The organism is Bacillus sp. m3-13 (assembly GCF_000175075.1).
GTDB classification, from domain to species: domain Bacteria; phylum Bacillota; class Bacilli; order Bacillales; family Bacillaceae_I; genus Sutcliffiella_A; species Sutcliffiella_A horikoshii_C.
Genome location: NZ_ACPC01000009.1, coordinates 296,111 through 321,691 on the forward strand (window position 1 = coordinate 296,111; position 25,581 = coordinate 321,691).

A 25,581-nucleotide genomic window follows, 5' to 3' on the forward strand; every position below is an offset into this window, starting at 1 on the left:
AGAAAAAGACAGTCAAATCGACTGTCTCCCTTTACTTCTTCTATACTGATAAAACACCACTGAAGTTAGTAACAATAGCCCTGTAACCCCGAGGAAAATATTGCGATAAATCTCCTCCACTGGTAAGTCTCCTTGCCACACAATCAACAACCCAGTCAATGCCACTCCAAAAGCACCACCGAAGAATTGGACTAGCTGGGCAATCCCCATGCCGGCACCAAGCTCCGATTTATCCAAAATCCTTGATATCTCATTTGAAATGCTTGAGGTTAGTGCTGAAAATCCTGTACTCATAAACATATAGGTAACCAAAATCACAAAAGGAGAAAGATTCCCAAGCATTCCAAATGATAGGGTAGAAATAATTAAAAACACCTGACCGAACAAAATCAGGGGCATATTGCCAAAGCGGTCGATAAACCTGCCGATGAATTGAGCGGCAATGGCGGAAAGGATTGCTCCCGGAAAGATAAGCAAGCCGATGGTTGCCGGTTCCTTGTTGAAAATCACTGCCAACATGATCGGCATTAAAAACAATGCCGAGAAATGCGAGACAAATGCTCCGAATCCAATACCCAACAGTTTCACAAACTGCTTGTTCTTTAACAATGCAGGTTGAATGAAAGGTGTCGAAACCTTGTGTATATGACGCCATAACCATAAGAGTGCAGCAATACTGACCAGTAAAATTGGAAGCTTAAAAGTGGAAAGATAAAGTAAAAGTCCAGTTACACCAGTTCCAATTAACAGACCACCAAGGTAGTCAAATTTAATTTTTTGTGTTTCTTCATGAGGCAATAATTTTCGAAATAGTGGCAGTAGCAATAAAACGAATCCTGTTACAACGAAAAGGTAATGCCAGCCCAAGTATTGGGTGATCAGTCCCCCGATTACTGGACCAAGTCCAAATCCAAGAGAGGCGGCAGAAGAGATGAAAGCCATCGCTTTTCCTCTTCTAGATATTGGGATGTATCGTCCCGCCAATACCATGGCGAGCCCTGGGACAGCACCGGCACCTGCAGCTTGCAATAGTCTTGCGGCTAATAACCAAACGAAATCTTGAGAAAAGAATCCGATAATCGAGGAAATGGCCAACAAGGCAAGTCCAATGCTTAGCAACTTCCTAATCGGTAAAAAATCCGACAACCTGCTATAGGTCAAAGTTGAAATCGCGAAAACGATTGAATAGCCAGATACAATCCAGGAAGCGGTGGAGGAGGATAGGCTCAGCTCGCTCAATACACTTGGCAAGGCAACATTGAACATGGTTGTATTCATGACAACAAGCCAAACGGTGGCACTCCAGATAAGGATGATTTTATTTTCTTCTATTACGGGTTGTTCTAATTCTTTAAGATCGGCAGCATGTGATGCCATTTGTCTCACCAGTTTCTATTGTTAGTTTTGTAAAAATTCCTGTAATGCCTTGTAGTTGTTTTTCGCATCTTCATACCCTAGTTCATAAAGGGCTTGAAGGCGTTCCTTTTTCCGTTCCATTCTGCCTACAGGTAACGGCTGGCTTGGCTGGAATACAAAAGTGGATCCGGATTCCTTCTCTGCAGCGACATAGTCCAATGTTTCATTATATAGCTTGTAACGTGTCTGAAGACGTTCTGAAATAATCGGAAATTGCTTGTATTTGAACAGGGAAGAGAACCGGCTTGCTTTCTTTTTGTAGCCAACAGGCTTTGTCAAAATCACAACATTTTTTTCAAAGCCATCTTTTTGGGCTTTTTTTAATGGGATCGGATCAATGATTCCACCATCCAATAGCATTTTGTCTTGATAGGCAACACTTGGCGCAACAAAAGGCAGAGAGCTTGATGCCCGAATCAGCTGAAGCATATCTTCTCCATGCTGGTCCATGTTGTAGTAGACAGGTTCGCCAGTCAGACAATCCGTTGTTTACGACTACAAACTGTTCTGTTCTGTTTAAGAATGAATCATAGTCATAAGGAACAAGTTTATTCGGTATTTCATCAAATAAAAAATCCATGTCAAACATCTGGTGTTTTTTCCAAAAGTTACGATAGGAAAGGTATCTGGGATCTCCAACAAAGTCGATATTGACCTTTTTGTTTTCTACCCGGCTGTCTCGAAAGATAAGAAGCTGCCATGCAAGCTCCGGCAGAAACACCAATCACATATGGAAAGTATTAAGTTTTTTTCCATAAAATATTCTAAAATTCCGGCAGTATATACTCCGCGCATACCCCCGCCTTCAAGCACTAATCCACTGTTTAACAACTTCTATCCCTCTTTTCATATCTTTGAAAGTTCCAATCTTTTTCATAAAGCATATTGTAACAAACCTCCCCAACCTTTGTCCGAAACGGTGCCTGAAAAAAATGCGGGTGATAAAAAGTCCATGCAAAATGTTCAAAAAGTGCATAGCTTTCCTAGTCTATGCGACCTATAATAATAATGAAAATCATTATCAATTACATAGACTGAATGACAGTCAGAAGAAAGGGAGATAGAAATGAGAAAGAACAAAGGGTTTATTCAATTACTGCTTACATTCAGTATATTGGCATTAATTTTAGCTGGATGCGGAGCAAACAATACTGCAAGCAACAATGGAACAGGTGAAAACAGTTCCAAAGATAATGACGCAGTGAAAAGGGAAGAGTCTACCGAATACACGGTTCAACATGCTATGGGGGAAACAACGATTGAAGATACGCCCAAAAAAGTTGTGGTGTTGACAAACGAAGGAACTGAAGCTGTACTTGAACTTGGCGTAACACCAGTTGGTGCTGCTAGTCCTGGTGTAGGTACTGAATGGTATGCTCATATCAAAGAACAAATGGAAGGGGTAACGGAGCTTGGGGAAGAAACAGCACCAAACCTTGAGACCATTGCAAGCCTTCAACCTGACTTGATTATTGGTAACAAGATCCGTCATGAAGAAATCTTTGAACAATTAGAAGCGATTGCACCAACTGTATTCTCTGAAGATTTAGCAGGAGACTGGAAGCAAAACTTTGAATTATATGCAAAAGCGTTGAACAAAGAGGCAGAAGGTAAAGAAGCAATGGCAAACTATGACAAACATGTGGAAGAAGTAAAAGGGAAGTTAAGCGATAAATTGGATATGGAAGTTTCGGTTGTCCGTTTCTTGCCAACAACGGTTCGTATATATCAAAAAGATACATTTGCAGGGACAATCCTTTCTGACTTAGGGTTTGCACGCCCAGAAGCACAAGATAAAGAAAATTTCATGGAAGTCATTACAGAAGAACAAATGAGCAGCATGGATGGAGACGTTATGTTCTACTTCAATGCCGACTATGATGAGGAAAAAGGCGGAACCAAAATGCAAGAAGCTTGGATGCAGCATCCTCTTTATGAAAAGCTAAATGTTGCACAAACGGATTCTGCGTACAAAGTAGATGAAATCATTTGGAACCTGTCTGGTGGAATTAAAGCGGCAAATCTTCTATTAGAAGATATTGTGAAGTACATGGAAGAAATGTAAGGAAGAATAGGGAAGGTTGACATATGCTGTCAGCCTTCTTTTTATAGAAGGAGGGAGAAGATGGAACTTCAAGAACAGGCGTGGACGTGGGAACAGATGGAGAATTTCTTTTACGTGTCGAAAGAAGAGAAAACGGATGTTGTCTGGGAATGTCGGATAAGTGAGTTGGGGGATCCTGAAACTCTACAAACACTTCTAGAACTTTATGGAGAAGGAATTAAGGCAACGACAAAAGATGTCACGGTGATGTATCTTTCAGGGTGGTTTGGATATTTATGTGGGGCTATGCATTTTTTGTCTTCTGTGGACTGGATGATTACTTCAGAAAATATTAAATTGCAACTATATAAACATCAACGTGGGATGATGCTTATCTCATTTGTCGTTCATTCTGAAGCCTTAGTTAAAGAAAGAGAGAAAGTGTGGGTAGAGGAATTTTATGAGCAAAACATGAAGCCCGCTTTTATACAGATGCAAACTATGTCAACGAACAACCACCTTTTACATATGTGGTATCAGGCGACACATAGCCTCTATTGGATTACAGATCGCATGAAACATTCAAATCTGCCTAAGCACTATGTTATGCAATTCGAAGAAAACGTAGAGATGTTTAAAAAAGTAACTCCAGCCTCTTGCATGGGAGTGGGGAGCGCAAAACATCCATATGCAAAAGAATTAATATTTATTGATAACCCTTGGGATTTGAATGACCCGATGCCGTTAAAGCCTTCATGTTGTCTGGCTTATCAAACAGAGGGCGGTCACTTATGTTTTACCTGTCCGAAAATGAAAAAGTCGGAACGGCAAGAGAAATTTAATAAAGTGTTAGCAGAGCATTCGACAACAAGTTAAAGATGTCGAATGCTTTTTTTAGTGTTCCCGCGAAAATTTCATCGTGACTTTTTAAAACAAGGTGTTGTACAATAATTCACAATATTCGTTTTTTGCGAAAAGAAAGGAGCGGTAACATTGGCAAGAGCATTACAAACAAGAGTGACTACAAAAGAAGTAGAGCATGCCTATGAGGTGCTGAAGGATGTGGTTGTCAGAACCCCGCTTCAGTTGGATACCATTCTATCAGAACGATATAACTGTAAAGTGTACTTGAAACGGGAAGATCAACAGGTGGTAAGATCCTTTAAGATTAGGGGAGCCTACTATTCGGTCCATAGTTTAACAGAGCAGCAACGAGCAAAAGGGGTAGTCTGTGCGAGTGCAGGTAACCATGCCCAAGGAGTTGCCTTTGCGTGCAAAAAGCTCGGTATAAAAGGGAAGATTTTTATGCCAACTACTACACCAAGACAAAAAGTGTCACGCGTAGAGTTTTTTGGTGGAGAGTTTACCGAAGTGGTTCTTACAGGTGACACGTACGATGATTCTTATCAGAAGGCGATGGAAGTTTGTGAAAAGGAAGGGATGAAGTTTATCCACCCTTTTGACGATCGGTTAACGATTACCGGTCAAGCCACAGTAGGTTTGGAGATTTCTGAACAGTTGCAAGAGGAATGTTCCCATGTGTTTATGAGTATTGGTGGTGGGGGACTGATCTCAGGTGTGGGATCCTATCTGAAAGACAAGCGCCCTAATACAAAATTGATTGGTGTGGAACCATTCGGTGCTCCAGGTATGAAGCAATCATTGGCTCAAAATGAAGTGGTGCGATTGAATGAGATTGATAGCTTTGTAGATGGAGCGGCTGTAAAGCAGGTGGGAAAACTGCCGTTTGAGCTGACAAAAGACCTTGCTGATGATGTGGTATTGGTACCAGAAGGGAAAGTGTGTACCACCATCCTGAATCTTTACAACGAAAACGCCATAATTGCCGAGCCTGCGGGGGCATTGTCTATTGCAGCTCTTGATTTTTACAAGGATGAGATTGCCGGGAAGACAGTAGTCTGTATTGTGAGCGGGGGCAACAATGATTTGGACCGCATGCAGGAAATGAAAGAAAGGTCTCTAATCTATGAAGGGCTTAAACATTATTTCATTGTGAATTTCCCACAACGTGCAGGGGCATTGCGAGAATTTATGGAAGATGTCTTGGGAGAGACAGACGATATTACACGTTTTGAATACACCAAGAAAAATAACAGAGATAAGGGGCCGGTGTTGGTTGGCGTCGAATTACGAAAGCCTGACGATTATTTTGCCATTATTGAACGAATGGAAAAGAAAGGCTTCACCTATATCGAGATTAACAAAGATAAGCAGCTGTTTAATTTATTAATATAATTATAGTTTGTCTAGAAAAAGAGCGGGATAACCCGTTCTTTTTTTATGTTTTGAGAGAAAAAAAGAAGGGTATGTAAAAAAAATTAACAAACATTTGTAAGCGTTTTCTTTGTTTACAGGACGAAAATGAAAGCGTTTTAATATTATCAGTAAAATTAGAATTATCTGAAATTAGGTGTTGACTGCCTGTATAGACGGTATTAAAATAACATCAACTCAAAGAAACATTGATAAATGAAATAACATTTCACATATCAGAAGGGTGTCTAGGGTTCCGGTGATTTCAGGAAAGTAAAGTGGTAGTGCAAGAAAGAAATAACTTGCATTCTCATCCCAATTTTCCAATCATGTCTGGTCCGAGCGATACCAGCACGATCTTGACAGATGGTGTACACCGCGAGGAAAAAAGCCTCTACGGATAGGTTCTGATGAACGCTTGACGTTTATTCAACCTGACCAAGGGGCAACTTTTAAACTGTTATATGTCAGAATATTCAAACAATAAAAAGTGAAAAGAGGAGATTAGCTATGTGTAGATACATCTATATGAATGGTCAGCTAGTAGAAAAAGAAAAGGCAGTTGTATCTGTATATGATCATGGATTCCTATATGGCGATGGCGTATTTGAAGGAATCCGAATGTATAACGGAAATGTATTCCGTCTTCGCGAACATCTAGAAAGATTATATGATTCTGCAAGGTCTGTATTATTGGACGTCCCCTATACTATGTCTGAACTGGAAGATATTATCGTTGAGACTCTCAGAAAGAACAAATTACATGATACGGCCTACATTCGACTGGTCCTATCAAGAGGAGTCGGCGATCTCGGTTTAGATCCCACAAAATGCAAAACTCCAAACCTGATTGTCATTGCTGAGCAACTGGCATTATTCCCAAAAGAACTGTACGACGTAGGAATTACGATGGTAACCGTTCCTACCCGAAGAAACCGTCCAGATATTTTAAGTCCGAAAGTAAAATCACTAAATTATTTGAACAACATCATGGTAAAAGCAGAAGCAAATATGGCGGGTGCCAATGAAGCACTAACACTTAACACAGAAGGTTATGTAGCAGAAGGATCGGGACAGAACATCTTTATCCTAAAGGGCAACAAACTATTAACGCCGCCAAGCTACGTTGGAGCACTAGAAGGCATCACGCGAAATGCCATCATCGATCTCGCTAATGAAATGGGCTATGACGTTCGAGAAGAACCGTTTACTAGGCACGATGTATATGTTGCGGACGAAGTGTTCTTAACAGGAACCGCGGCTGAAGTAATCCCGGTCATCAGTTTGGACGGTAGAAAAATCGCAGACGGAAAACCAGGAAAAGAAACCCATAAAATCCTAAACCGCTTCCGCCAACTAGTCGTAGAAGACGGCCATAAAGTCTACCCAGAAGAAACCCAAGTAGGATGGGAAATCAACGGTGGAGTGTTGCTGGGTGAAGCGTTGAATCATTAAAAAGATAAAGAGGGGTCTGACCCTCACTGCATTAAAGCAATAAAGAGGGGTCTGACCCCTCTCAAAGGAGTGAAGCAGCTGATGAGAAGTAATACGATCAAGAGAGGTATCGATAGAGCACCACATAGAAGTTTGTTGCATGCAGCGGGCGTTAAGGCGGAGGATATGGATAAGCCGTTCATTGGTGTCTGTAACTCTTATGTGGATATCATCCCTGGGCATATGCATTTAAATAAGTTCGCTGAAGTGGTAAAGGAAGCAATCAGGGAAGCTGGGGGAGTTCCTTTCGAATTTAATACAATCGGAGTGGATGATGGAATTGCGATGGGGCATATTGGAATGCGCTATTCCTTACCAAGTAGAGAGCTGATTGCAGACTCAGCAGAAACAGTAATCAACGCCCACTGGTTTGATGGCGTCTTTTACATCCCCAATTGTGACAAAATCACACCAGGCATGCTGATGGCAGCGGCTAGAACCAACGTACCTGCTGTTTTTGTATCAGGCGGACCGATGGAAGCAGGTAGAACGAAGGATGGAAAACCATTATCACTTGTATCCGTCTTCGAAGGAGTAGGAAGCGTCCTATCCGGAAAAATGTCCCGTGAAGAGCTGCTAGAAATTGAATCTAGTGCGTGTCCAACATGCGGTTCCTGCTCAGGGATGTTTACGGCAAACTCTATGAATACACTGATGGAAATGCTCGGAGTAGCCCTACCTGGTAACGGTACCATGGTGGCAACATCAGACGGAAGACATCAACTGATCAAAGATGCAGCCAAGCATCTCATGCGACAAATTGAAGAAGATGTAAGACCGAGGGATATCATCACAAAAGAAGCAATCGACGACGCTTTTGCACTGGATATGGCAATGGGCGGATCGACCAATACCGTCCTACATACACTTGCCATCGCACACGAAGCTGGAATTGAATATAAACTTGAAGACATCAATAAGATTGCCGAAAGAGTACCTTATCTTTGCAAAGTTAGCCCTGCATCAGACTATTCCATGGAAGATGTACATGAGGCTGGAGGAGTAAGTGCCATCATCAAGGAGCTTTGTCAAATGGAAGGAGCTATCCATCCAGAAAGAATCACCATTTCCGGTCAAACCATCAAGGAAGTGGTAGATCATGCACAAATCGTAAACGACCAAGTAATCCGAAAGAAAGATAACCCATACAGTCCTGTTGGAGGACTAAGCATCCTGTTTGGTAATCTCGCACCAAACGGAGGAGTCATTAAGGTTGGAGCGGTAGATCCGTCTATTAAGACCTTTACAGGAGACGCGATAGTTTTCGAATCACAAGAAGAAGCCCAAGAAGGAATAAATAGTGGGCAAGTTCGTGAAGGGCATGTTGTGGTAATCAGGTATGAAGGGCCAAAAGGCGGACCGGGAATGCCGGAGATGCTTGCACCGACATCCTCGATTGCAGGTCGAGGATTATCTACAAAAGTGGCACTTATCACAGATGGAAGATTTTCTGGTGCATCAAGAGGTATCTCCATTGGACATATCTCCCCGGAAGCGGCAGAAGGCGGACCAATTGCATTCGTGGAGGACGGAGACATCATCCAAATTGATTTGGAAAAACGCTCCATTCATCTATTAGTAGAGAGTGAAGAGTTAGAAGCAAGAAAGCAAGACTGGAAACAACCAGAATGTAAAGTGAAAAGCGGGTACCTTGCAAGATATGCAGCACTCGTAACTTCAGCAAATACTGGTGGAATCTTAAAAGTATAAGTTTTAAAAATAAGGAGGTGGAGAACGAATGAGTACAGTGGAAGAGAGCGGAACAAAGGTGGCGCAGAAGTTGCTGACAGGTTCACGGATGATTGTCGAAGCCTTAAAAGAAGAGAAAGTGGAAGTGATATTCGGCTATCCAGGTGGCGCTGTACTAAACATTTACGACGCACTATATGACGGTGGTATTCCACATCTTTTAACAAGGCATGAACAAGGTGCCATCCATGCAGCGGAAGGGTACGCAAGGGTTACAGGGAGACCTGGGGTGGTCATTGCCACTTCTGGTCCTGGTGCCACCAATATCGTCACAGGACTTGCAGATGCTATGATAGATTCCCTCCCTCTTGTAGTCATCACAGGGCAAGTCAATTCACAAGTACTTGGATCAGATGCTTTTCAAGAGGCACCAATCTTAGGAATTTCGATGCCTATCACCAAACATAATTTTCAGGTCCAGGATGTCAAAGAGCTTCCAAGAATTTTTAAAGAAGCGTTCCATATTGCATCTACAGGTAGGCCGGGACCGGTATTGATTGACATACCAAAAGACATCACGGCTACTTCAGGGATTTACGACTATTCAAAAGCAGTGCACCTGCCTGGGTACAAGTTACAGACTGAACCTGATCCACAGGTAGTAAAAAAAGTAGCACAGGCCTTAAAGAAAGCGGAAAAGCCCGTCATTTTAGCTGGCGCAGGCGTTCTCCACAGTAAAGCAACTAATGAATTGAAGGAACTGGTTGCAAAAACGACAATTCCAGTAGCCAGTACATTACTTGGACTTGGCAGCTTTCCAGCAGACCACCCTCTATTTCTTGGAATGGCTGGGATGCACGGAACATATACGGCCAATATGGCCCTGTATGAAGCAGATTTAATCATTAATATCGGAGCAAGGTTTGATGACAGGCTGACAGGAAACCTGCAAGAGTTCGCTAAGTTTGCAAAAGTGGTACATTTTGATATTGATCCATCCGAAATCGGCAAAAATGTTCCGACGGATTATCCAGTAGCCGGGGATGCAGCAAAGTCCCTTCAATTACTATTAAAAGAGTTACCAGAAACGGCGGATACAAGTAGTTGGCTCGAACAACTCCTTCAATCTAAAGAAGATTATCCGCTATGGTATGTAGAAGATGGAGAAACCTTCAAACCTCAAAAGCTTGTAGAACTTGTTCATGAACTAACAAAAGGAGAAGCGATTGTCACGACAGACGTTGGGCAGCATCAAATGTGGGCAGCGCAATTTCATGGATTTCAAAAACCGGATCGCTGGGTTACCTCCGGAGGACTCGGAACGATGGGTTTCGGTTTACCAGCAGCAATCGGCGCGCAGGTGGCAGAACGACCTTCCACAGTTGTAGCAGTTCTTGGGGATGCTGGTTTCCAAATGACACTGCAGGAACTGGCTGTCCTGAAAGAATATAAACTTCCGGTAAAAGTTGTACTCGTAAACAATCAATCTATGGGAATGGTCCGACAATGGCAACAGCTCTTTTATAAAGAAAGATACTCAGAATCCTTACTGCCAAACCAACCGGATTACGTTAAACTGTCCGATGCTTTTGGAATCAAGGCTGCGGTTGTTCATAGTGAAGAAGAGTTCCGCACGGCATTTGCCGAAGCACTTGCTACAGATGAGCCATATTTATTAGATTGCCGGGTGACTACAACGGAAAATGTGTATCCGATGATAGCTCCCGGAAAAGGAATTCAACAAATGGAAGGTGTGAAGCCATGAAGCGAACATTGTCGCTCCTAGTAAACAACCAGCTTGGAGTTTTGAACCGATTGACCAATCTGTTTTTGCGAAAGGGATTAAACATTGAAAGCCTGGCAGTAGCGCCTGTCAACGAATCTTCCATTTCCCTCATGACCATCGTCGTTAACGTGGTCGAGGAACAAGAAGTGGAAAAAATAAAGCTCCAACTAGACAAACAAATCGACGTCATCCAAATCACCGACATTTCCGAGCAAATCGCTCTAACAAATTAACGGAATATTCTTAATGATAAAGTGGTTTTACCCGTTGACTGGAGTGCAAGGTGTGAGACTCCTGCGGGGGATAACGGTAGGTTGAGACCCCTGAAGCGTTGTGAGGAGGCTCAAGCACCGTCCCGCGGAAAGCGAACACCTGAAACGAAGGTCCTCGGGAGTTCATTCAAATACTGATATTTTCAAGGAGGAATTTCAAATGGCAGCACACATGTATTATAACGACGATATCTCCCAAGTAGCACTAAACGGCAAAAAGGTAGCAGTAGTAGGATATGGATCACAAGGCCATGCCCACGCACAAAATCTACGTGACAGCGGAGTAGAAGTAGTAGTAGGTGTTCGACCCGGCGGATCCTGGGAAAAAGCAAAAGAAGACGGATTCCAAGTATACTCCGTGGGAGAAGCAGTTGCCCAGGCAGACGTTGTAATGGTATTGCTACCTGACGAAAGGCAGCCCGAAGTATACAAACAAGAAATCGAACCACATCTAACAGAAGGGAAAGCATTGGCATTTGCCCACGGGTTCAATGTCCATTTCCATCAGGTAGTCCCTCCAAAAGACGTGGATGTATTCTTAGTCGCACCAAAAGGGCCTGGCCACTTAGTGAGACGTGTATATGAAGAAGGTGGCGGGGTACCTGCACTCTTTGCCGTCCATCAAAATGCATCAGGGGAAGCAAAAGAAGTTGCATTGGCCTATAGTAAAGCGGTAGGTGCAGGAAGAGCAGCAGTGATGGAAACCACATTTAAAGAAGAAACAGAAACAGATTTATTCGGAGAACAAGCAGTACTGTGCGGTGGAACAACTGCTCTAGTAAAAGCAGGATTTGAAACGTTGGTGGAAGCAGGTTACCAACCGGAAGTTGCTTACTTCGAGTGTTTACATGAACTTAAACTTATCGTAGATCTTTTATATGAAAATGGATTAGAGGGAATGCGCTACTCTATCTCAGACACTGCTCAGTGGGGTGATTTTACCGCAGGACCACGAGTGGTAAACGACGGAACAAAGGATGAAATGAGAAAAATCCTTTCGGAAATCCAATCCGGTCAATTCGCAAAAGGATGGGTGCTTGAAAACCAGGCAAACCGCCCAATGTTCCACTCCATCAATGAACAAGAAAAACATCACCCACTCGAAGTGGTAGGAAGGGAGCTCCGCGCGAAAATGCCATTCATCCAATCGAAGAAGAAAGGAGTCGTTGGCAGTGCGAAAGGTTGACATATTTGATACAACACTAAGAGACGGTGAACAGTCAGCCGGAGTGAATCTTCACCCCCACGAGAAATTAGAAATAGCCATCCAGTTAGAAAAATACGGTGTAGATGTCATGGAGGCAGGGTTTCCTGCTTCCTCCTACGGGGACTTCCAAGCAGTCCAGCAAATAGCCAGAACCATCAAAAAGTCAAGAGTGGTAGGTCTCGCCCGTTCCGTAAAATCAGATATTGATGCCGTCTATGAAGCGGTGAAGGATGCTAAAAAGAATGGCGTTCACGTATTCTTGGCAACCTCCCCCATTCATATGGAGTATAAGTTAAAGAAAAAGCCGAAAGAAGTAGTGGAGGCAGCTGTTCAGGCAGTCGAATATGCAAAACAATATTTCGACCATGTGCAATGGTCTGCTGAAGACGCAACAAGAAGCGAATGGCCGTTCTTAGCTCATATTATTGAAAAGGTCATTGATGCCGGAGCAAATGTCATCAACCTTCCTGATACGGTAGGATACACGACTCCCCTTGAATATGCTCAACTAATCACATATATTCGCGAACATGTGCCGAATATCCATAAAGTAAAACTCTCAGCCCATTGCCATGATGACCTTGGAATGGCCGTTTCCAACTCACTCGCAGCCATCCAAAGCGGGGTCGATCAGATTGAGGGAACCATCAATGGAATCGGCGAACGTGCAGGAAATGCTTCCTTGGAAGAAATTATCGTTGCCCTTCAAATAAGAAAAGACGTGTACGAGGTGGAAACGAATATTGATTTAAAACAAACGGTCAGAACAAGCAATCTTGTCAGCAAACTGACCGGCATGATTGTTCCACAAAATAAAGCGGTTGTTGGGGCAAACGCCTTTGCACATGAATCAGGAATCCACCAGGATGGGGTGCTGAAAAACAAGAGTACCTATGAAGTGATCAATCCAGAGATGGTCGGTTTACACTCCAATAAAATGGTCCTTGGCAAGCACTCCGGCAGTCATGCCTTCAAGCAACGATGCGAGGAACTTGGATTATTTTTAAGTGAAGAAGAAGGAAAAAAGCTGTTTAAAGCATTCAAAGATCTTACAGTGAAAAAGAAAGAAGTTACCGAGGACGATATTTTTGCCTTGATGATGGATTCTTCCGTGAAGGGACTTTTCCCGCATTACCGAATGGAAACCCTACAAATCTCATATGGTTCCAATATTATTCCGACAACAACCATTGCCATTAAAACGGAGGACGGAGAAGTACTACAAGAATCCGCTACAGGTAAAGGCAGCGTCGAATCTGTATACAATACCATTTCTAGAATCCTGCAAAAAGAAATATCGTTGCTTGACTATCGCATTCAATCTACGACAAATGGTAGTGATGCGCTTGCAGAGGTGTATGTGAAAATAAACTGCGAAGGTGAAGTTTCAAGCGGTAGAGGAATAGAGCATGATGTGTTAGAAGCTTCTGCAAAAGCTTATCTGGATGCAGTCAATCGCTTATCGATAAAAGAAAAATTATCAAGATACTCAGCAAAAGGGGTGGAGGTAGGATGAGCCAGTTTACCATTAGTGTCCTGCCTGGTGACGGTATCGGCCCGGAAGTGGTAAGGGAAGCGATCCTTATATTAGAGCAGGTGGCCAAGAATTTTCAACATACATTTACATTTAACTATGGCAAGGTAGGGGGAGTTGCTGTCGATGAGACAGGAACTCCTCTTCCACAAGAGACGGTGGAATTATGTAAAAACAGCCACGCGGTCCTTTTAGGAGCGGTTGGCGGACCAAAATGGGATCAAGAAACCCCTGAAAGAAGGCCGGAAGCTGGTTTGCTCGGGATTCGCAAGGCCTTGAAGCTTTACGCGAACCTTCGTCCTGTCACCTTGTTTGAATCACTTATCCATGCATCTCCACTAAAAAGAGAAGTAGTTCTTGATACTGATATTTTAATAGTCAGGGAACTGACAGGCGGCATTTATTTTGGCTCTCCACGTGAAAGAAGACAAGGAAGGGATGGGCTAGAGGTAATAGACACGCTTCACTATACAGAAAAAGAAATGGAACGTATCATCCGAAAAGGTTTTGATGTCGCGCAAGGAAGGAAGAAAAAACTTACCTCTGTTGACAAGGCTAATGTATTAGAAAGCAGCAGGCTTTGGAGGGAAACGGCCAACCGGGTCGCGAAAGAATACCCAGATGTCCAATTAGATCACATGCTAGTGGACAATGCGGCCATGCAATTAGTCAGAAACCCAAGACAATTTGACGTAATCGTGACTGAAAATATGTTTGGAGACATTTTAAGTGATGAAGCTTCTATGCTGACAGGCTCACTCGGGATGTTGCCGTCAGCAAGTCTCGGGGTAGGCGGTCCAGGCCTATACGAACCTATCCACGGTTCTGCTCCTGATATTGCCGGCAAGAATGTAGCCAATCCATTAGCTACCATCCTGTCAGCCGCTATGCTTCTAAGGCACTCCCTAGGCTTAGAAGAAGAAGCGGCCTCTGTCGAACGAGCTGTAGACCTCGCACTAGAAGAAGGCTACCGCACCCAAGACATCGGCTCAGAATGGGAACGCCTCCTCGGCACCGCCCAAATGGGAGAAGTCGTAAGAAGCTACCTGAGATCACCAATTAAGAGCTGATAACTAATTAACCTAGCTGTCGATTGGAGCAATGGGCGAAGACTCCGGCGGGAGGTAGCGGTAGCTTGAGACCCCGCAACGAAGTGAGGAGGCTCAAGCACACGCCCCGCGGAAAGCGAAGCCCAGTGCGGAAATCGACAGCGGTGTTAAGTAGGAAAATTAAAATTTCGGAAGGTGAGTGACATGCAGCCAAGAACACTATTCGAGAAAATCTGGGATCGTCATACAGTAGTAAAAGAGGAAAGCAAACCAAGCCTGTTGTACATTGACCTCCACTTGGTGCACGAAGTCACCTCTCCTCAAGCATTCGAGGGACTACGTCTATCAGGAAGAAAAGTAAGACAACCAGACCTAACATTCGCAACCATGGACCACAATGTCCCAACCATCAACCCATACCATGTGACAGACGAAATTGCCTCCAAACAAATGACCACACTAGAAGCAAACTGCAAAGAGTTTGGAATTAGACTCGCAGACCTTCACAGTGCAGAACAAGGTATTGTCCATGTAATCGGACCTGAACTAGGCTTAACATTACCAGGAAAAACAATCGTTTGCGGTGACAGCCATACCTCCACCCATGGAGCTTTTGGTGCTTTGGCATTTGGAATTGGTACAAGCGAAGTTGAGCATGTCCTTGCCACACAATGCTTGTGGCAATCAAAACCGAAAACATTAAAGATTGATTTTACCGGTCTCAGACCACTGGGAGTCTCTGCAAAAGATCTCATCTTAGCAGTGATTGCAAAGTACGGTACAGATTTTGGTACCGGTTATGTGCTTGAATTTACCGGAAAAGTGATTGAAGAGATGTCCATGGAAGAACGCATGACCATCTGTAATATGGCCATTGAAGCTGGTGCCCGCGCTGGACTTGTGGCACCGGATGAAACGACATTCTCCTATTTAAAAGGGAGGAAATATGCTCCTGTCGGAGAGGAACGCGACAAGGCGGAAGTGGATTGGTACTCGCTTCGTTCAGATGAAGGTGCGGTTTATGATAAAGAAATCCAATTTGACATTACTAATCTCGAACCGCAAGTCACATGGGGAACAAATCCATCCATGGGTACAAGTATCAGCGGAAAGGTTCCGGACCCAGCAACCATTGAAAATGAAGGGGAAAGAAAATCTGTCGCTCAAGCAATCGACTATATGGGTCTGACCCCTGGTATGAAGATTTCCGAAATCGCCATTGATTATGTATTTATCGGATCCTGTACCAATTCACGTATTGAGGATTTACGTAAAGCAGCTGAAGTGGTAAAAGGAAGGTCCGTTTCACCGCAAGTAACCGCGCTTGTCGTGCCAGGTTCCAAACAAGTGAAAAAACAGGCGGAAGAAGAAGGCCTTCATGAAGTGTTTTTAGAGGCAGGATTTGAATGGAGAGAGGCCGGTTGCAGCATGTGTCTCAGCATGAACCCGGATGTTGTCCCAGCAGGGAAAAGATGTGCTTCCACCTCCAACAGAAACTTTGAAGGCCGACAAGGAAGAGGGGCCAGAACGCATCTTGTCAGTCCTGCAATGGCCGCCGCTGCTGCGATTAGCGGTAGATTCGTCAATGTGAATGAATGGCGATATGAAAAAGAGGAGGTCGTCTAATGGAAGCACTCATCAATCATATCGGAAAAGTAATCCCTTTAGATAAGGCCAACGTCGATACTGATCAAATAATTCCGAAACAATTTCTGAAGCGAATCGAACGAACAGGGTTCGGTCAATTTCTCTTTTATGATTGGCGTTTTGAAGCAAATGGGGAAAAGAATGACACCTTTGTCATGAACGATCCGAAAATTGAAGGTGCTTCCATTCTCCTGGCCCGAAAGAATTTTGGTTGTGGTTCCTCTCGTGAACACGCACCATGGGCACTGAAGGATTATGGAATCAAAGTGGTCATTGCACCATCTTTTGCAGATATCTTTTATAACAACTGCTTTAAAAATGGAATTCTGCCGGTTGTATTAAAAGAAGCAGAGGTGGAGGAGCTTTTTGAAAAAGTATCTAAAAACGTTCTTGAACTAGAGGTAGATCTTGAGTTACAAGAGGTTTGTGTTAAAAATGAAATGAAGTATCATTTTGAGGCAGATGAGTATCGAAAGCAGATGCTGTTAAAAGGACTGGACGATATCGGCCTGACGGAAATGTATACAGATGAGATTTATGAATATGAGCAAACAAGAAGAGTTTACTAGATTAGTGAAGACCATCGCCTTTTGAGTAAAGGCGGTGGTTTTTTGTTGAAAGATATGAAAGTATATAATTCGGTTGATTTCCGTTCCAGGGCGCTTCGCTTGCCTGCGGGCGGTCCGTGAGCCTCCTCAGGCTTCGCCTTCCGGGGTCTCACCTGTCCCTTCCTCCCGCGGGCGTCTTCGCGCCTTCCACTCAAATCAACAAGGCGACTTCATTCAGCTAAAGGTTAATCTAAAAGAGTTAACTTAAAATAAAGTAACCTATCGTACAAGTAACTTCTAGCTGTGGATTGAAGCTAATGGCGAAGACTCCTACGGGGGAGTAGCGGCAATGTTGAGACCCCGCAGGCTTGCCGAGGAGGCTCAAGGTCGCCCCGTGGAAAGCGAAGCCATTAGCGGAAAGGAACAGCGATGATTAACCAAGGTTTATAAGACTGGGCGTTTCATGCCCGTTTTTTTTATGAATTTATTATATTAGGTAGAACCTAAACACCCGAAGCTTCGTCTGAAAAGGATAAAATGTCTAATAGAAGCTTTCTAAACGCCCGAAGCTCTGTCTGAAGAGGAGGTAATGTCTAATAGAAGTAGTCCAACTAGGCATATTTTACTAATTATCCCTATTATTGAAACCAACTAGCAACCCCCCTCGTATCTAAAAGTGAGAAACAAAGAGTTTACTAGAAAATATTTACTTATGAACTTTTTGTTAATACTGTTATTTTTATCCTTTATAAGGGTAAAAGAAAATAGTCTATAAAACAACAGAGAACAGGAGAGGATTATGTGAAATCTTTGAAAATGATGCTTGTAAGTATCTTGGCTGTTATGTTACTTACAGCTTGCGGCAACACTTCCAATGGGGTCAACGGAAATGTTGAGGGGAATGCTGAAGCGGAAGAGACGACTAACGAAGAAACAACAAACTCTACCACAGATGTAGATGAAGTTGATACATCAGAGGAAACTGAAGAACAAGAAGCACTAACTGCAGATGAAGTTCTGCAAAAGTCAACAGAAGCGATGGCTGATCTTTCTAGTTATTCCATGGAAATGATTTCTGATCAGGAAATTACTATGGCAGGGGAAGATACGATTAAGATGGTCACCACCACCACAACTGATATGTCATTAAACCCAATGGCAATGTATCAGGTAACTTCTATTGAAGATGCTGATGGAATGATGGAGGGCATGGAAAATGAATCGTATTTCTCAGAAGACGGTTTCTTTCTATACGATTCCATGGCTGGACAGTGGTTTAAAATGCCGGAAGAATTTACTGCACAGTTAAATGCAATGTCAGAAATGCAAACAAATCCGGCACAACAGTTAGAGATGTTAAAAGACTACACAGATGAAATCACCATGACGGAAGAAGAAGACCACTATGTGTTGAACTTTGAAGGATCTGGTGAACAATTTAATGAAATGGCAGGGATGATCGGCGGAATGATGGGAGATGACATGGGAGAAATGATGCAAGAAATGCTTTCCATGATGACTGTCAATCAATTAAGCTATTTAGTTCATATTGATAAAGAAAGCTTCTATCAAACGAAAGTATTATTAAATATGGATATGGAAATGGATGTGGATGGAGAAACAATCTCAAGCATTCAAGTGATGGATTCGACATTAAGCAACTTTGATGAAGTGGGGGAAATTACTGTCCCACAAGAAGTCATAGACAGTGCACAGGAAATTACCCAAGAAGATATGGAACAAATGGAACAACAAGGCAGCTACTAAAAAAATGGGAGGACCCAATAAAGGTTCCTCCCTTCTTTTACGTTATTCTTAGCTTTACAGGTTCATAGTCATACAGCTTTCCCTCATATACCCACTCCAACCGTTCGCTTTGCCTAAAATCATCAGGGGTAACAAGAGAGGGGAGTTTATCCCATAACTTGATACCTGAGCGGTGAAGAACATCTGAAACGAACTGGGAACAGAAATAACTGGAATCAATTTCTACCGGTTCATTGATGGAAACGCCGATTACACCAAGCAGATTATAGAACCATTTTGTTTCTTTCTTTCGAAAGACCCCAATGATTCTCCTCATTTTTTCTACTTCCCGTTGCGTAACGGTCATTTTGTATATAACACAAGTGGTGCCGGGATATTTTCTATAGGTTCCATTCTCTACATCTTCCCTGACAAAGCCTCCGTTAAAAGGGTTGCTTGGCCGCTTTCTACCAAAGCTGTACAACTCCTTTAAATCACCGTCAAAGGAAAGGGAGACATGATTATAAGGTGCTTTCGTATATTTTTTTATGGATTTGGTAAATAAGGTACCTGTATCAGTAAGTAATATGTAAACATATGTATCTTCCATCATCCCCAACACCTTTTTTAAAAATAATTTCTACCATTATATTATATAATTTCTCTTGACCAAAATTAACCATTAATTTCATAATAATAGGTAGATAGGGGGTATTCTTATGTTTATTTTCGAGAAAGAGGCAGTCATCACGTTATTAGTTATTGCATTTGGATTAAGTGTGTTTAATATTATCTTTTACATAGTAAAAAGAAATACCACGTCTAAGGATTTTTCGGATTTATCGGTGAGGGTGAAAACGTGGTGGGGGATGCTTGCAGTATTTAGTATTGCGACGCTGTTTCATCCAATGGTATCTTTATTTGCCCTTATGTTTTTATGTTTTTTTTCATTAAAAGAGTATTTCTCGATATTGCGAACACGCAAGGTCGACAGGCAATTATTTTTGTGGGCGTATCTCTCTATTCCCATTCAGTTTTATTGGATCTATATCGGGTGGTATGGCATGTTCATTGTTTTTATACCAGTCTACGTATTTTTATTCTTGCCTTTACCGAGGATCCTTGGGAAAGGAACGGTCGGTTTTCTTCGCTCAGTATCATCTACTCAATGGGGGTTGATGCTGATGGTATTCGGACTGAGTCATTTAGCATTCTATCAAGTTGCAAGCCCAGAATATGGTGCAAACCTAGTGTTATATTTGGTTGTTTTGACACAATTGCATGATGTGATTCAATATTTAATTTCACTCTATATTGGAAAAAAGAAGGTTATCCCGTCATCCAATCCAAACATCACGTGGGAGGGTTTTCTGATTTCCACCTTTGTGACAACAGGAGTTTCCTATAATCTATTTGCCTATTTAACCCCACTAAATGAATTGTTTGGCATATTATCTGGTCTGATTATAAGTGTGGCTTGTTTTGGAGGAAGTTTGGCGGTATCGGTTTTAAAACGTGACCTTTTAGTAGGGGATGACGAAAAAGCGTCTGTTTTAAAGAAAAGCTATTTGACAAGGGTGGATAGCCTAGCATATTCTGCCCCAATTTTCTTTCACGTGATCCGGTACTATTTTGATTTTATGTAGGTTTTAGGGCTTGTTTATAAAGGGGGAAAAGAAATACATCTTTTGAATCACATAATTTTACATCTTGCCTAATATTTTACAATAACAGGATATTAGGAGGAATGATGTATGAAGCTGCTTATTTTTTGTGATCCGGGAATAGATGATGCACTTGCTTTGATCTATGCGCTGCTTCATCCTGAGATAGAAGTTCTTGGTCTTGTGTGCAGTTACGGAAATGTGGATAAGATTACTGCTGCTAATAATGCGGCCCATATTTTGCAATTGGCCGGCAGGATGGATATCCCGATATTTAATGGTGCAGAGATGCCGGTTTCCGGAGAACTTGCCAACTACTATCCAGAGATACATGGAGAAGATGGTATCGGCCCTATTAAAGTGAAAAAGGGGACCTACCAGTTTAGAATTCATAACCTTGGTGAGGTATTCGATATTATTAACCGAAATAAAGATGTAGTAATTGCCGACCTTGGCAGATCAACCACTTTGGCTGCTTGTTTTTTATTAAACAGGGAAGTGATGGGTAAGGTAAAAGAACTGCATCTTATGGGAGGAGCTTTCATGGTTCCGGGGAATGTTACCCCTGTAGCGGAAGCGAATTTCTTTGGAGACCCTACCTCAACCAATTTATTATTATCTCACGGTAAAAAAGTCTTCCTAACGCCTCTAAATGTCACTCAAAAGGCAATCATTACAAATGAGTATGGAGAAGCCCTTGAGTACTATAGTAAAAATAGATTTAAAGATATATACATTCCGATTATAAAATTTTATGCGAAGGCCTATTCAAAACTCGTACCTGGAATGGATGGTGCCCCTTTTCATGATTTGTTAACAATCTATTCTGTTGCCCATCCACAAAGAATGCAGTACTTGGCTAAAAAAGTGCATGTTGTGGTAGAAGGGAAGACAAGGGGCAAATCGTTTGCAGACTTCCGTCATATGGACTCGGATGATGAGAGTAAACATCACATTGCTTTAGGCTTCGACTACGAGCACTTTTTGCAAGAAATTTTTCAAAAATTAACAAGGCCTATATAATTAGAGAAGCTTCGTCAATTGAGGAGGTAAAAAAGTGACTACAGAGAAAGAAAAAATGCTTGCTGGAGAGTTATACAAACCATGGGATCCACAATTAATGGAGGAAAGAGTCAACGCAAGAAGGCTAAACCGCCTAATCAATGAAACTACAGAAACAGAAGGGGACCGAAGAGTCGAACTGCTTAAGGAGCTTTTCGGATCAACAGGAGAAAATGTCTTTCTTGAACCGAACTTCCGATGTGACTATGGATACAATATCCATGTAGGGGAAAACTTCTTCGCAAACTTTGATTGCTGTATTCTTGACGTGTGCAAAGTAGAGTTTGGGGATAACTGTATGCTTGCACCTGGCGTACATATTTACACCGCAACACACCCTATTGATCCTGTGGAAAGAAACAAAGGTTCTGAATACGGCATTCCTGTAAAAATTGGTCATAATGTTTGGATCGGCGGCAGTGCCGTAATTAATCCAGGAGTAACAATCGGTGATAACGTGGTTGTTGCATCTGGTGCCATTGTGACGAAAGACGTTCCTCCGAATGTAGTGGTTGGAGGAAATCCAGCACGCATTATAAAAGAAATCGAAGTAATATAAAGAATCTATCATTTTTTCTAGTAATCGTTGCATATAATGTAACGATTCTTCTTTTGTTTATCTATATTTTCAGTGGTTCTAGTTTAGCTTTGGAACTGTACATACTAGTGTATTTGGTGGGAGGGACGGTTTTGGAAAAAGAAGAGCATTCCTTATTTGATCAACCAATTATAGCCTTTGGCTTGCCGATACTTATTATGTTGTTTGGCGTGTTTTTGCTTGTAGAAGCACATAATTCTGGGAAATTGAAATATATCCCGGTGGTTTTCATTTTGCTTGGGTTATCTGAAATTATCCGTGCTGTAATGAGGCGCCATTATCGTCCCACGAAAAGAAAGCGTGCTGAAATCAATCAGAAAAGTGGACATGTAGCATACATTCTCATGGCTACAAGTGTGGTATGTTCCGTGTTGCTATTAATAATGAATAGAATTTCCGTGGAGATGGTTTTATACGTTCAGTTGTCGATGGCGATTGTAGTATATCCGTTGTTAAAATTAATATTACTTGTGCGGCATTACTAAAGTGACGGGGGACCGTCACTTTTTAAGTTGTTTGATGGAGTAGAAGGTACCTCTCCAAATGATGCCGCCTCTGTAGAGAGTGAGGATGGTTGCTCGCGCAATACTGTAAATGAAAAGTAAGACAGTAACAGGGAATACAGTTAGATAAATATTTGCCCCTTTTGCCATCTTGTTAGCGGTTTGGTTGTAGGCAAGGAATAGCATCAAGATACTTAATAAGAAAATTAGTTGAGTGGTCCCAGTCGTCACAAACAAGGCGATAAAAGGGAAGAGTTGTGAGAGAAACAAACCACTTATAGCAAACAACACCATGAAGTAACTATAAAAAAGTCCTGCAAAGGTGTTCTTCTCTAATCCAACAAGTGCGGAACGCAGGTCAGGATACCATTCCACTTGCAGGTGGGTGAGCGCGAGAGCCAAGTGTTGCTTTTTTCCGGCCTCTTTGATCTGCCTCCCAAGCATCAAGTCATCATCTGGCCGCATTTTAATATTTCTATGCGTACCAATTTCCTCATAGGCATTTCTAGTTAAAAGGTTGAAAGCCCCGATTCCAATGGCAGATTTACTTTTTGGGTCATTGGATTTCCATGGTCTTTTAAAATAGCCAAAACCGAACAGAAAGAAAGAAACAAACGCATTAGTCCAGAAACTGCTTCCTTTTAGATTGGGGGCAAGGGTTAAATGGTCGAGTTTTTGGTTTTGAAAATATGTTATTGCTTTTGAGACGGTATCCTTCTCGAATATGATGTCTGCGTCGGTAAAAAGAATGTACTCGCCTTTGCTTTGAAGGAAGCCTTCGTACAATGCGTGGTTTTTCCCTAGCCACCCTTCACTTAGATGTTCAATATGGATGCATCTCATTCTCGGTTCGGTTTTTGCCATTCGATCAATTATGGAGCCAGTCTGGTCCGTAGAGCGGTCGTTTACGACAATCCATTCGATATTGGCATACGTTTGTTGAAATTGAGATAGCAGGCTAGCTTCTATATGCTTCTCTTCATCTTTCGCAGCGACGATGACGGAAAGAAGGGGACCTCTACTTTGTAAGCTAGTGTTTTCTTGCACATCTTCAATTTTTGTTATTTTTCTCATACCAATCTTCGCATCCAGCCATACAGCAAACCAGAACAGAAAGGTAAATATAGCTAGATAGAGCATCATGGACCCTCCAGTAGTTGATTCTTGTATTTTATCAGAAGGAAGATGTAAATAGCACATGGTAAGGTGTGATAGGAATTCAGAAATTCACATTAAATCACCTCGTTTTCTTTTTTCGTATGGTAGAATATAGTAAAAAAGCTTAAAAGGTGTGTTAGGGATGATCTGGATATTTTTTATTCAGCTTTACCGTACTTGTCGCTGTTTTCTTCTATTTTCTAAATCTATCATTAAAAAAACAATCATGAAATCTACGGCAGCAAGTTTGTGCGCCCATCCATGTGCGTATCATGTGGCAGGGAATACTTTAATAGTGCATCTAATTTCTGCGATGGTTGCAAGAGTAGGGGATAAGCGAGGGGGATGAGCCGGTTTGTGGGTTCATCTTTTTTATTTTTCACCTTCTAATTTCTATCAAGGAAGCATACAAATTAGATAGAAAGGAGGAGGGTAAAATAGAGTCTACAAAACGAACAGGTTTTTTTCTATTCATTAATAACACCGTAATATTCTTGGTGTTGTTATTTATCGTCATATCAACCATTACTAGCGTCTTATCTACTAAACTCTCCTCTGAATATGTAGGAAATATATTAAGGAAGGTACAGTCAACCGAACTGTATTTGAACATCATTCAATCACAGAATCACTATTTAACTGGCAAGGATGTCGAGGTTCCAAAGCTCCCAATCATGGAGTTATCATTTGAACTGGCAACCAACCTGAAACCTTATGATATTAGAAGTTTTTTGGGAAATGAAATTCCTGGCTTCTTTGCATATGATACACAGTTCTATGTTGCCGGAAAAGGAACCGACTATACTGATATCCCATTTGAATCCTCGGCCCCTATGGAAGTGCTCCTAAAAGAGCGTGAGATTGCAGAGGAAATGCTTTTGGTCGATGAGGATGAGGAGGAACCGACCCCCGCACCAGAGAAGACTATAGATGAGACGATTGTGCATATCTATCAATCTCATAGTTGGGAATCTTACCTGCCACTTTTAAGGGGAGTAAGTGAACCGGATGATGCAACGAGCAATAACCCCGAGGCAAATGTAATAGCAGTTGGAAAAATGCTTAAAAATGAACTTGCAGATAAAGGAATAAAAGCGAATCATGATACAAGAAATGTCCCGAAGGATCTTGCTGCAAGAGGTTGGAATTACAACCACTCCTACCAATATTCTAGGGAAACCGTGGAAGCAGCTATGACGTTTAATAGTGATGTGGAATATTTAATTGATATTCATCGTGACGCTTTACGAAAAGAAAAGACAACCGAAGTGATAGATGGAAAAAGCTACGCTAGACTTTTGTTTGTAGTGGGGACAGCTCATAAGAACTACGAAAAAAATCTGGAATTTGCCGAAAGTATTCATCATGCTATTGAAAAAAAGTACCCTGGCCTGAGCAGGGGAGTCATTCCTAAAGGAAAGTCAACTGGAAACGGGTTATATAATCAAGACCTCTCAAACCGAGCCATTCTTTTAGAAGTTGGAGGGGTGGACAACAACTTGGAAGAAGCGCGTAACTCCATTAAGGCATTTGCAGATATTTATAGTGAAATTGTATGGGAAGAAAGGGAAGCGGGAGAGTTTTGATAAAGGAGTGAGCAAGATTAAATATACATTTTTTTGGCTAGTAGTTATGTTTGTAGCTATAGTCATTTCTTTTAATTACTTTCATTGGATTGCTACTTTGGCTTCCTTTTTTGCAGGGGTGATTGTAGTTTCTATTTCTTTGTTCGAGGATTTTTATATGGCGAAATGAAGGGGCAGGATATTCTTCTGCTCTTTTTTTGATTTTTAGTGAGTTTGAGGTTTGGATTTACTAGAAGTGGGTTTGGGTAACTAGATTTGTCTTTTCTGGTGGCAGCATCGATTATGCTTCTACACCTTAACCTTT

The 25,581-nt window shown here is 42.0% G+C and carries 21 protein-coding genes and 1 pseudogene; 18 read left to right on the forward strand and 4 right to left on the reverse strand.

Annotated elements, in window-relative coordinates; all coding sequences use genetic code 11:
- Window positions 1–12 precede the first annotated feature (12 nt).
- Together M313_RS0103680 and M313_RS22595 are read right to left on the reverse strand one after the other, a co-directional pair.
- Complete coding sequence (locus M313_RS0103680; RefSeq protein WP_010192573.1) at window positions 13–1,377, reverse strand: MFS transporter; 1,365 nt, start codon at window positions 1,375–1,377, stop codon at window positions 13–15.
- A gap of 21 nt (window positions 1,378–1,398) precedes the next feature.
- Window positions 1,399–2,247, reverse strand: a pseudogene (locus tag M313_RS22595) (patatin-like phospholipase family protein).
- A gap of 235 nt (window positions 2,248–2,482) precedes the next feature.
- Between M313_RS22595 and M313_RS0103690 the strand changes: the two are divergent.
- The 13 genes from M313_RS0103690 to M313_RS0103750 all read left to right on the forward strand — a co-directional run bounded on the left by M313_RS0103690 (window position 2,483) and on the right by M313_RS0103750 (window position 18,727).
- Window positions 2,483–3,481, forward strand: a complete 999-nt coding sequence (locus M313_RS0103690; RefSeq protein ID WP_010192577.1) for an ABC transporter substrate-binding protein — start codon at window positions 2,483–2,485, stop codon at window positions 3,479–3,481.
- A gap of 60 nt (window positions 3,482–3,541) precedes the next feature.
- Entirely contained in the window at window positions 3,542–4,336 is a 795-nt protein-coding gene (locus M313_RS0103695) for a (2Fe-2S)-binding protein (RefSeq protein ID WP_010192578.1), read from the forward strand.
- Window positions 4,337–4,453: 117 nt separating this feature from the next.
- Window positions 4,454–5,716: a threonine ammonia-lyase IlvA gene (gene ilvA / locus M313_RS0103700; RefSeq protein ID WP_010192580.1), complete on the forward strand. Its 1,263-nt coding sequence runs from the start codon at window positions 4,454–4,456 to the stop codon at window positions 5,714–5,716.
- A 528-nt stretch (window positions 5,717–6,244) separates the two neighbouring features.
- Complete coding sequence (gene ilvE, locus M313_RS0103705; RefSeq protein WP_010192582.1) at window positions 6,245–7,189, forward strand: branched-chain-amino-acid transaminase; 945 nt, start codon at window positions 6,245–6,247, stop codon at window positions 7,187–7,189.
- An 81-nt stretch (window positions 7,190–7,270) separates the two neighbouring features.
- Window positions 7,271–8,938: a dihydroxy-acid dehydratase gene (gene ilvD / locus M313_RS0103710; protein WP_010192584.1), complete on the forward strand. Its 1,668-nt coding sequence runs from the start codon at window positions 7,271–7,273 to the stop codon at window positions 8,936–8,938.
- A gap of 28 nt (window positions 8,939–8,966) precedes the next feature.
- The gene (ilvB, locus tag M313_RS0103715; protein WP_010192586.1) at window positions 8,967–10,682 is read left to right on the forward strand and encodes a biosynthetic-type acetolactate synthase large subunit; all 1,716 of its coding nucleotides are present in this window, start codon (window positions 8,967–8,969) and stop codon (window positions 10,680–10,682) included.
- On the forward strand, window positions 10,679–10,936 hold the full coding sequence (ilvN, locus tag M313_RS22600; RefSeq protein WP_010192589.1) for an acetolactate synthase small subunit: 258 nt from the start codon (window positions 10,679–10,681) through the stop codon (window positions 10,934–10,936). Before ilvB ends, ilvN begins: the two co-directional genes overlap by 4 nt.
- 199 nt (window positions 10,937–11,135) lie before the next feature.
- The gene (gene ilvC, locus M313_RS0103725) at window positions 11,136–12,161 is read left to right on the forward strand and encodes a ketol-acid reductoisomerase (protein WP_010192590.1); all 1,026 of its coding nucleotides are present in this window, start codon (window positions 11,136–11,138) and stop codon (window positions 12,159–12,161) included.
- Window positions 12,148–13,698: a 2-isopropylmalate synthase gene (locus M313_RS0103730; protein ID WP_010192593.1), complete on the forward strand. Its 1,551-nt coding sequence runs from the start codon at window positions 12,148–12,150 to the stop codon at window positions 13,696–13,698. Before ilvC ends, M313_RS0103730 begins: the two co-directional genes overlap by 14 nt.
- Window positions 13,695–14,786 (forward strand): 3-isopropylmalate dehydrogenase, encoded by a 1,092-nt coding sequence (leuB, locus tag M313_RS0103735; RefSeq protein WP_010192594.1) that lies wholly within the window; start codon window positions 13,695–13,697, stop codon window positions 14,784–14,786. Before M313_RS0103730 ends, leuB begins: the two co-directional genes overlap by 4 nt.
- Before the next feature lie 183 nt (window positions 14,787–14,969).
- The gene (gene leuC / locus M313_RS0103740; protein ID WP_010192595.1) at window positions 14,970–16,391 is read left to right on the forward strand and encodes a 3-isopropylmalate dehydratase large subunit; all 1,422 of its coding nucleotides are present in this window, start codon (window positions 14,970–14,972) and stop codon (window positions 16,389–16,391) included.
- Window positions 16,391–16,981: a 3-isopropylmalate dehydratase small subunit gene (gene leuD / locus M313_RS0103745; protein WP_010192596.1), complete on the forward strand. Its 591-nt coding sequence runs from the start codon at window positions 16,391–16,393 to the stop codon at window positions 16,979–16,981. The genes leuC and leuD overlap by 1 nt, the downstream gene beginning before the upstream one ends.
- Window positions 16,982–17,761: 780 nt before the next feature.
- On the forward strand, window positions 17,762–18,727 hold the full coding sequence (locus tag M313_RS0103750; protein ID WP_010192598.1) for a DUF6612 family protein: 966 nt from the start codon (window positions 17,762–17,764) through the stop codon (window positions 18,725–18,727).
- A 37-nt stretch (window positions 18,728–18,764) separates the two neighbouring features.
- On the opposite strand, the gene M313_RS0103755 is transcribed toward M313_RS0103750, so the two are convergent.
- Window positions 18,765–19,319, reverse strand: coding sequence for a C40 family peptidase (locus M313_RS0103755; protein ID WP_029326319.1), 555 nt, complete (start codon window positions 19,317–19,319; stop codon window positions 18,765–18,767).
- 106 nt (window positions 19,320–19,425) lie between these two features.
- On the opposite strand from M313_RS0103755, the gene M313_RS0103760 reads away from it, so the two are divergent.
- From M313_RS0103760 to M313_RS0103775, 4 genes are all read left to right on the forward strand, one after another.
- Entirely contained in the window at window positions 19,426–20,352 is a 927-nt protein-coding gene (locus tag M313_RS0103760; protein ID WP_010192603.1) for a phosphatidate cytidylyltransferase, read from the forward strand.
- Between the two features lie 108 nt (window positions 20,353–20,460).
- Complete coding sequence (locus M313_RS0103765; protein WP_010192606.1) at window positions 20,461–21,393, forward strand: nucleoside hydrolase; 933 nt, start codon at window positions 20,461–20,463, stop codon at window positions 21,391–21,393.
- Between the two features lie 34 nt (window positions 21,394–21,427).
- Window positions 21,428–21,991 (forward strand): maltose acetyltransferase domain-containing protein, encoded by a 564-nt coding sequence (locus tag M313_RS0103770; RefSeq protein WP_010192608.1) that lies wholly within the window; start codon window positions 21,428–21,430, stop codon window positions 21,989–21,991.
- A 131-nt stretch (window positions 21,992–22,122) separates the two neighbouring features.
- Complete coding sequence (locus M313_RS0103775) at window positions 22,123–22,515, forward strand: hypothetical protein (RefSeq protein ID WP_010192611.1); 393 nt, start codon at window positions 22,123–22,125, stop codon at window positions 22,513–22,515.
- Window positions 22,516–22,530: 15 nt separating this feature from the next.
- Here the strand turns inward: M313_RS0103775 and M313_RS0103780 are convergent, their stop codons facing one another.
- The gene (locus tag M313_RS0103780; RefSeq protein WP_029326320.1) at window positions 22,531–23,676 is read right to left on the reverse strand and encodes a glycosyltransferase family 2 protein; all 1,146 of its coding nucleotides are present in this window, start codon (window positions 23,674–23,676) and stop codon (window positions 22,531–22,533) included.
- Between the two features lie 512 nt (window positions 23,677–24,188).
- Between M313_RS0103780 and spoIIP the strand changes: the two genes are divergently transcribed.
- On the forward strand, window positions 24,189–25,277 hold the full coding sequence (spoIIP, locus tag M313_RS0103785; protein WP_234946532.1) for a stage II sporulation protein P: 1,089 nt from the start codon (window positions 24,189–24,191) through the stop codon (window positions 25,275–25,277).
- The last annotated feature ends 304 nt before the right edge of the window (window positions 25,278–25,581 follow it).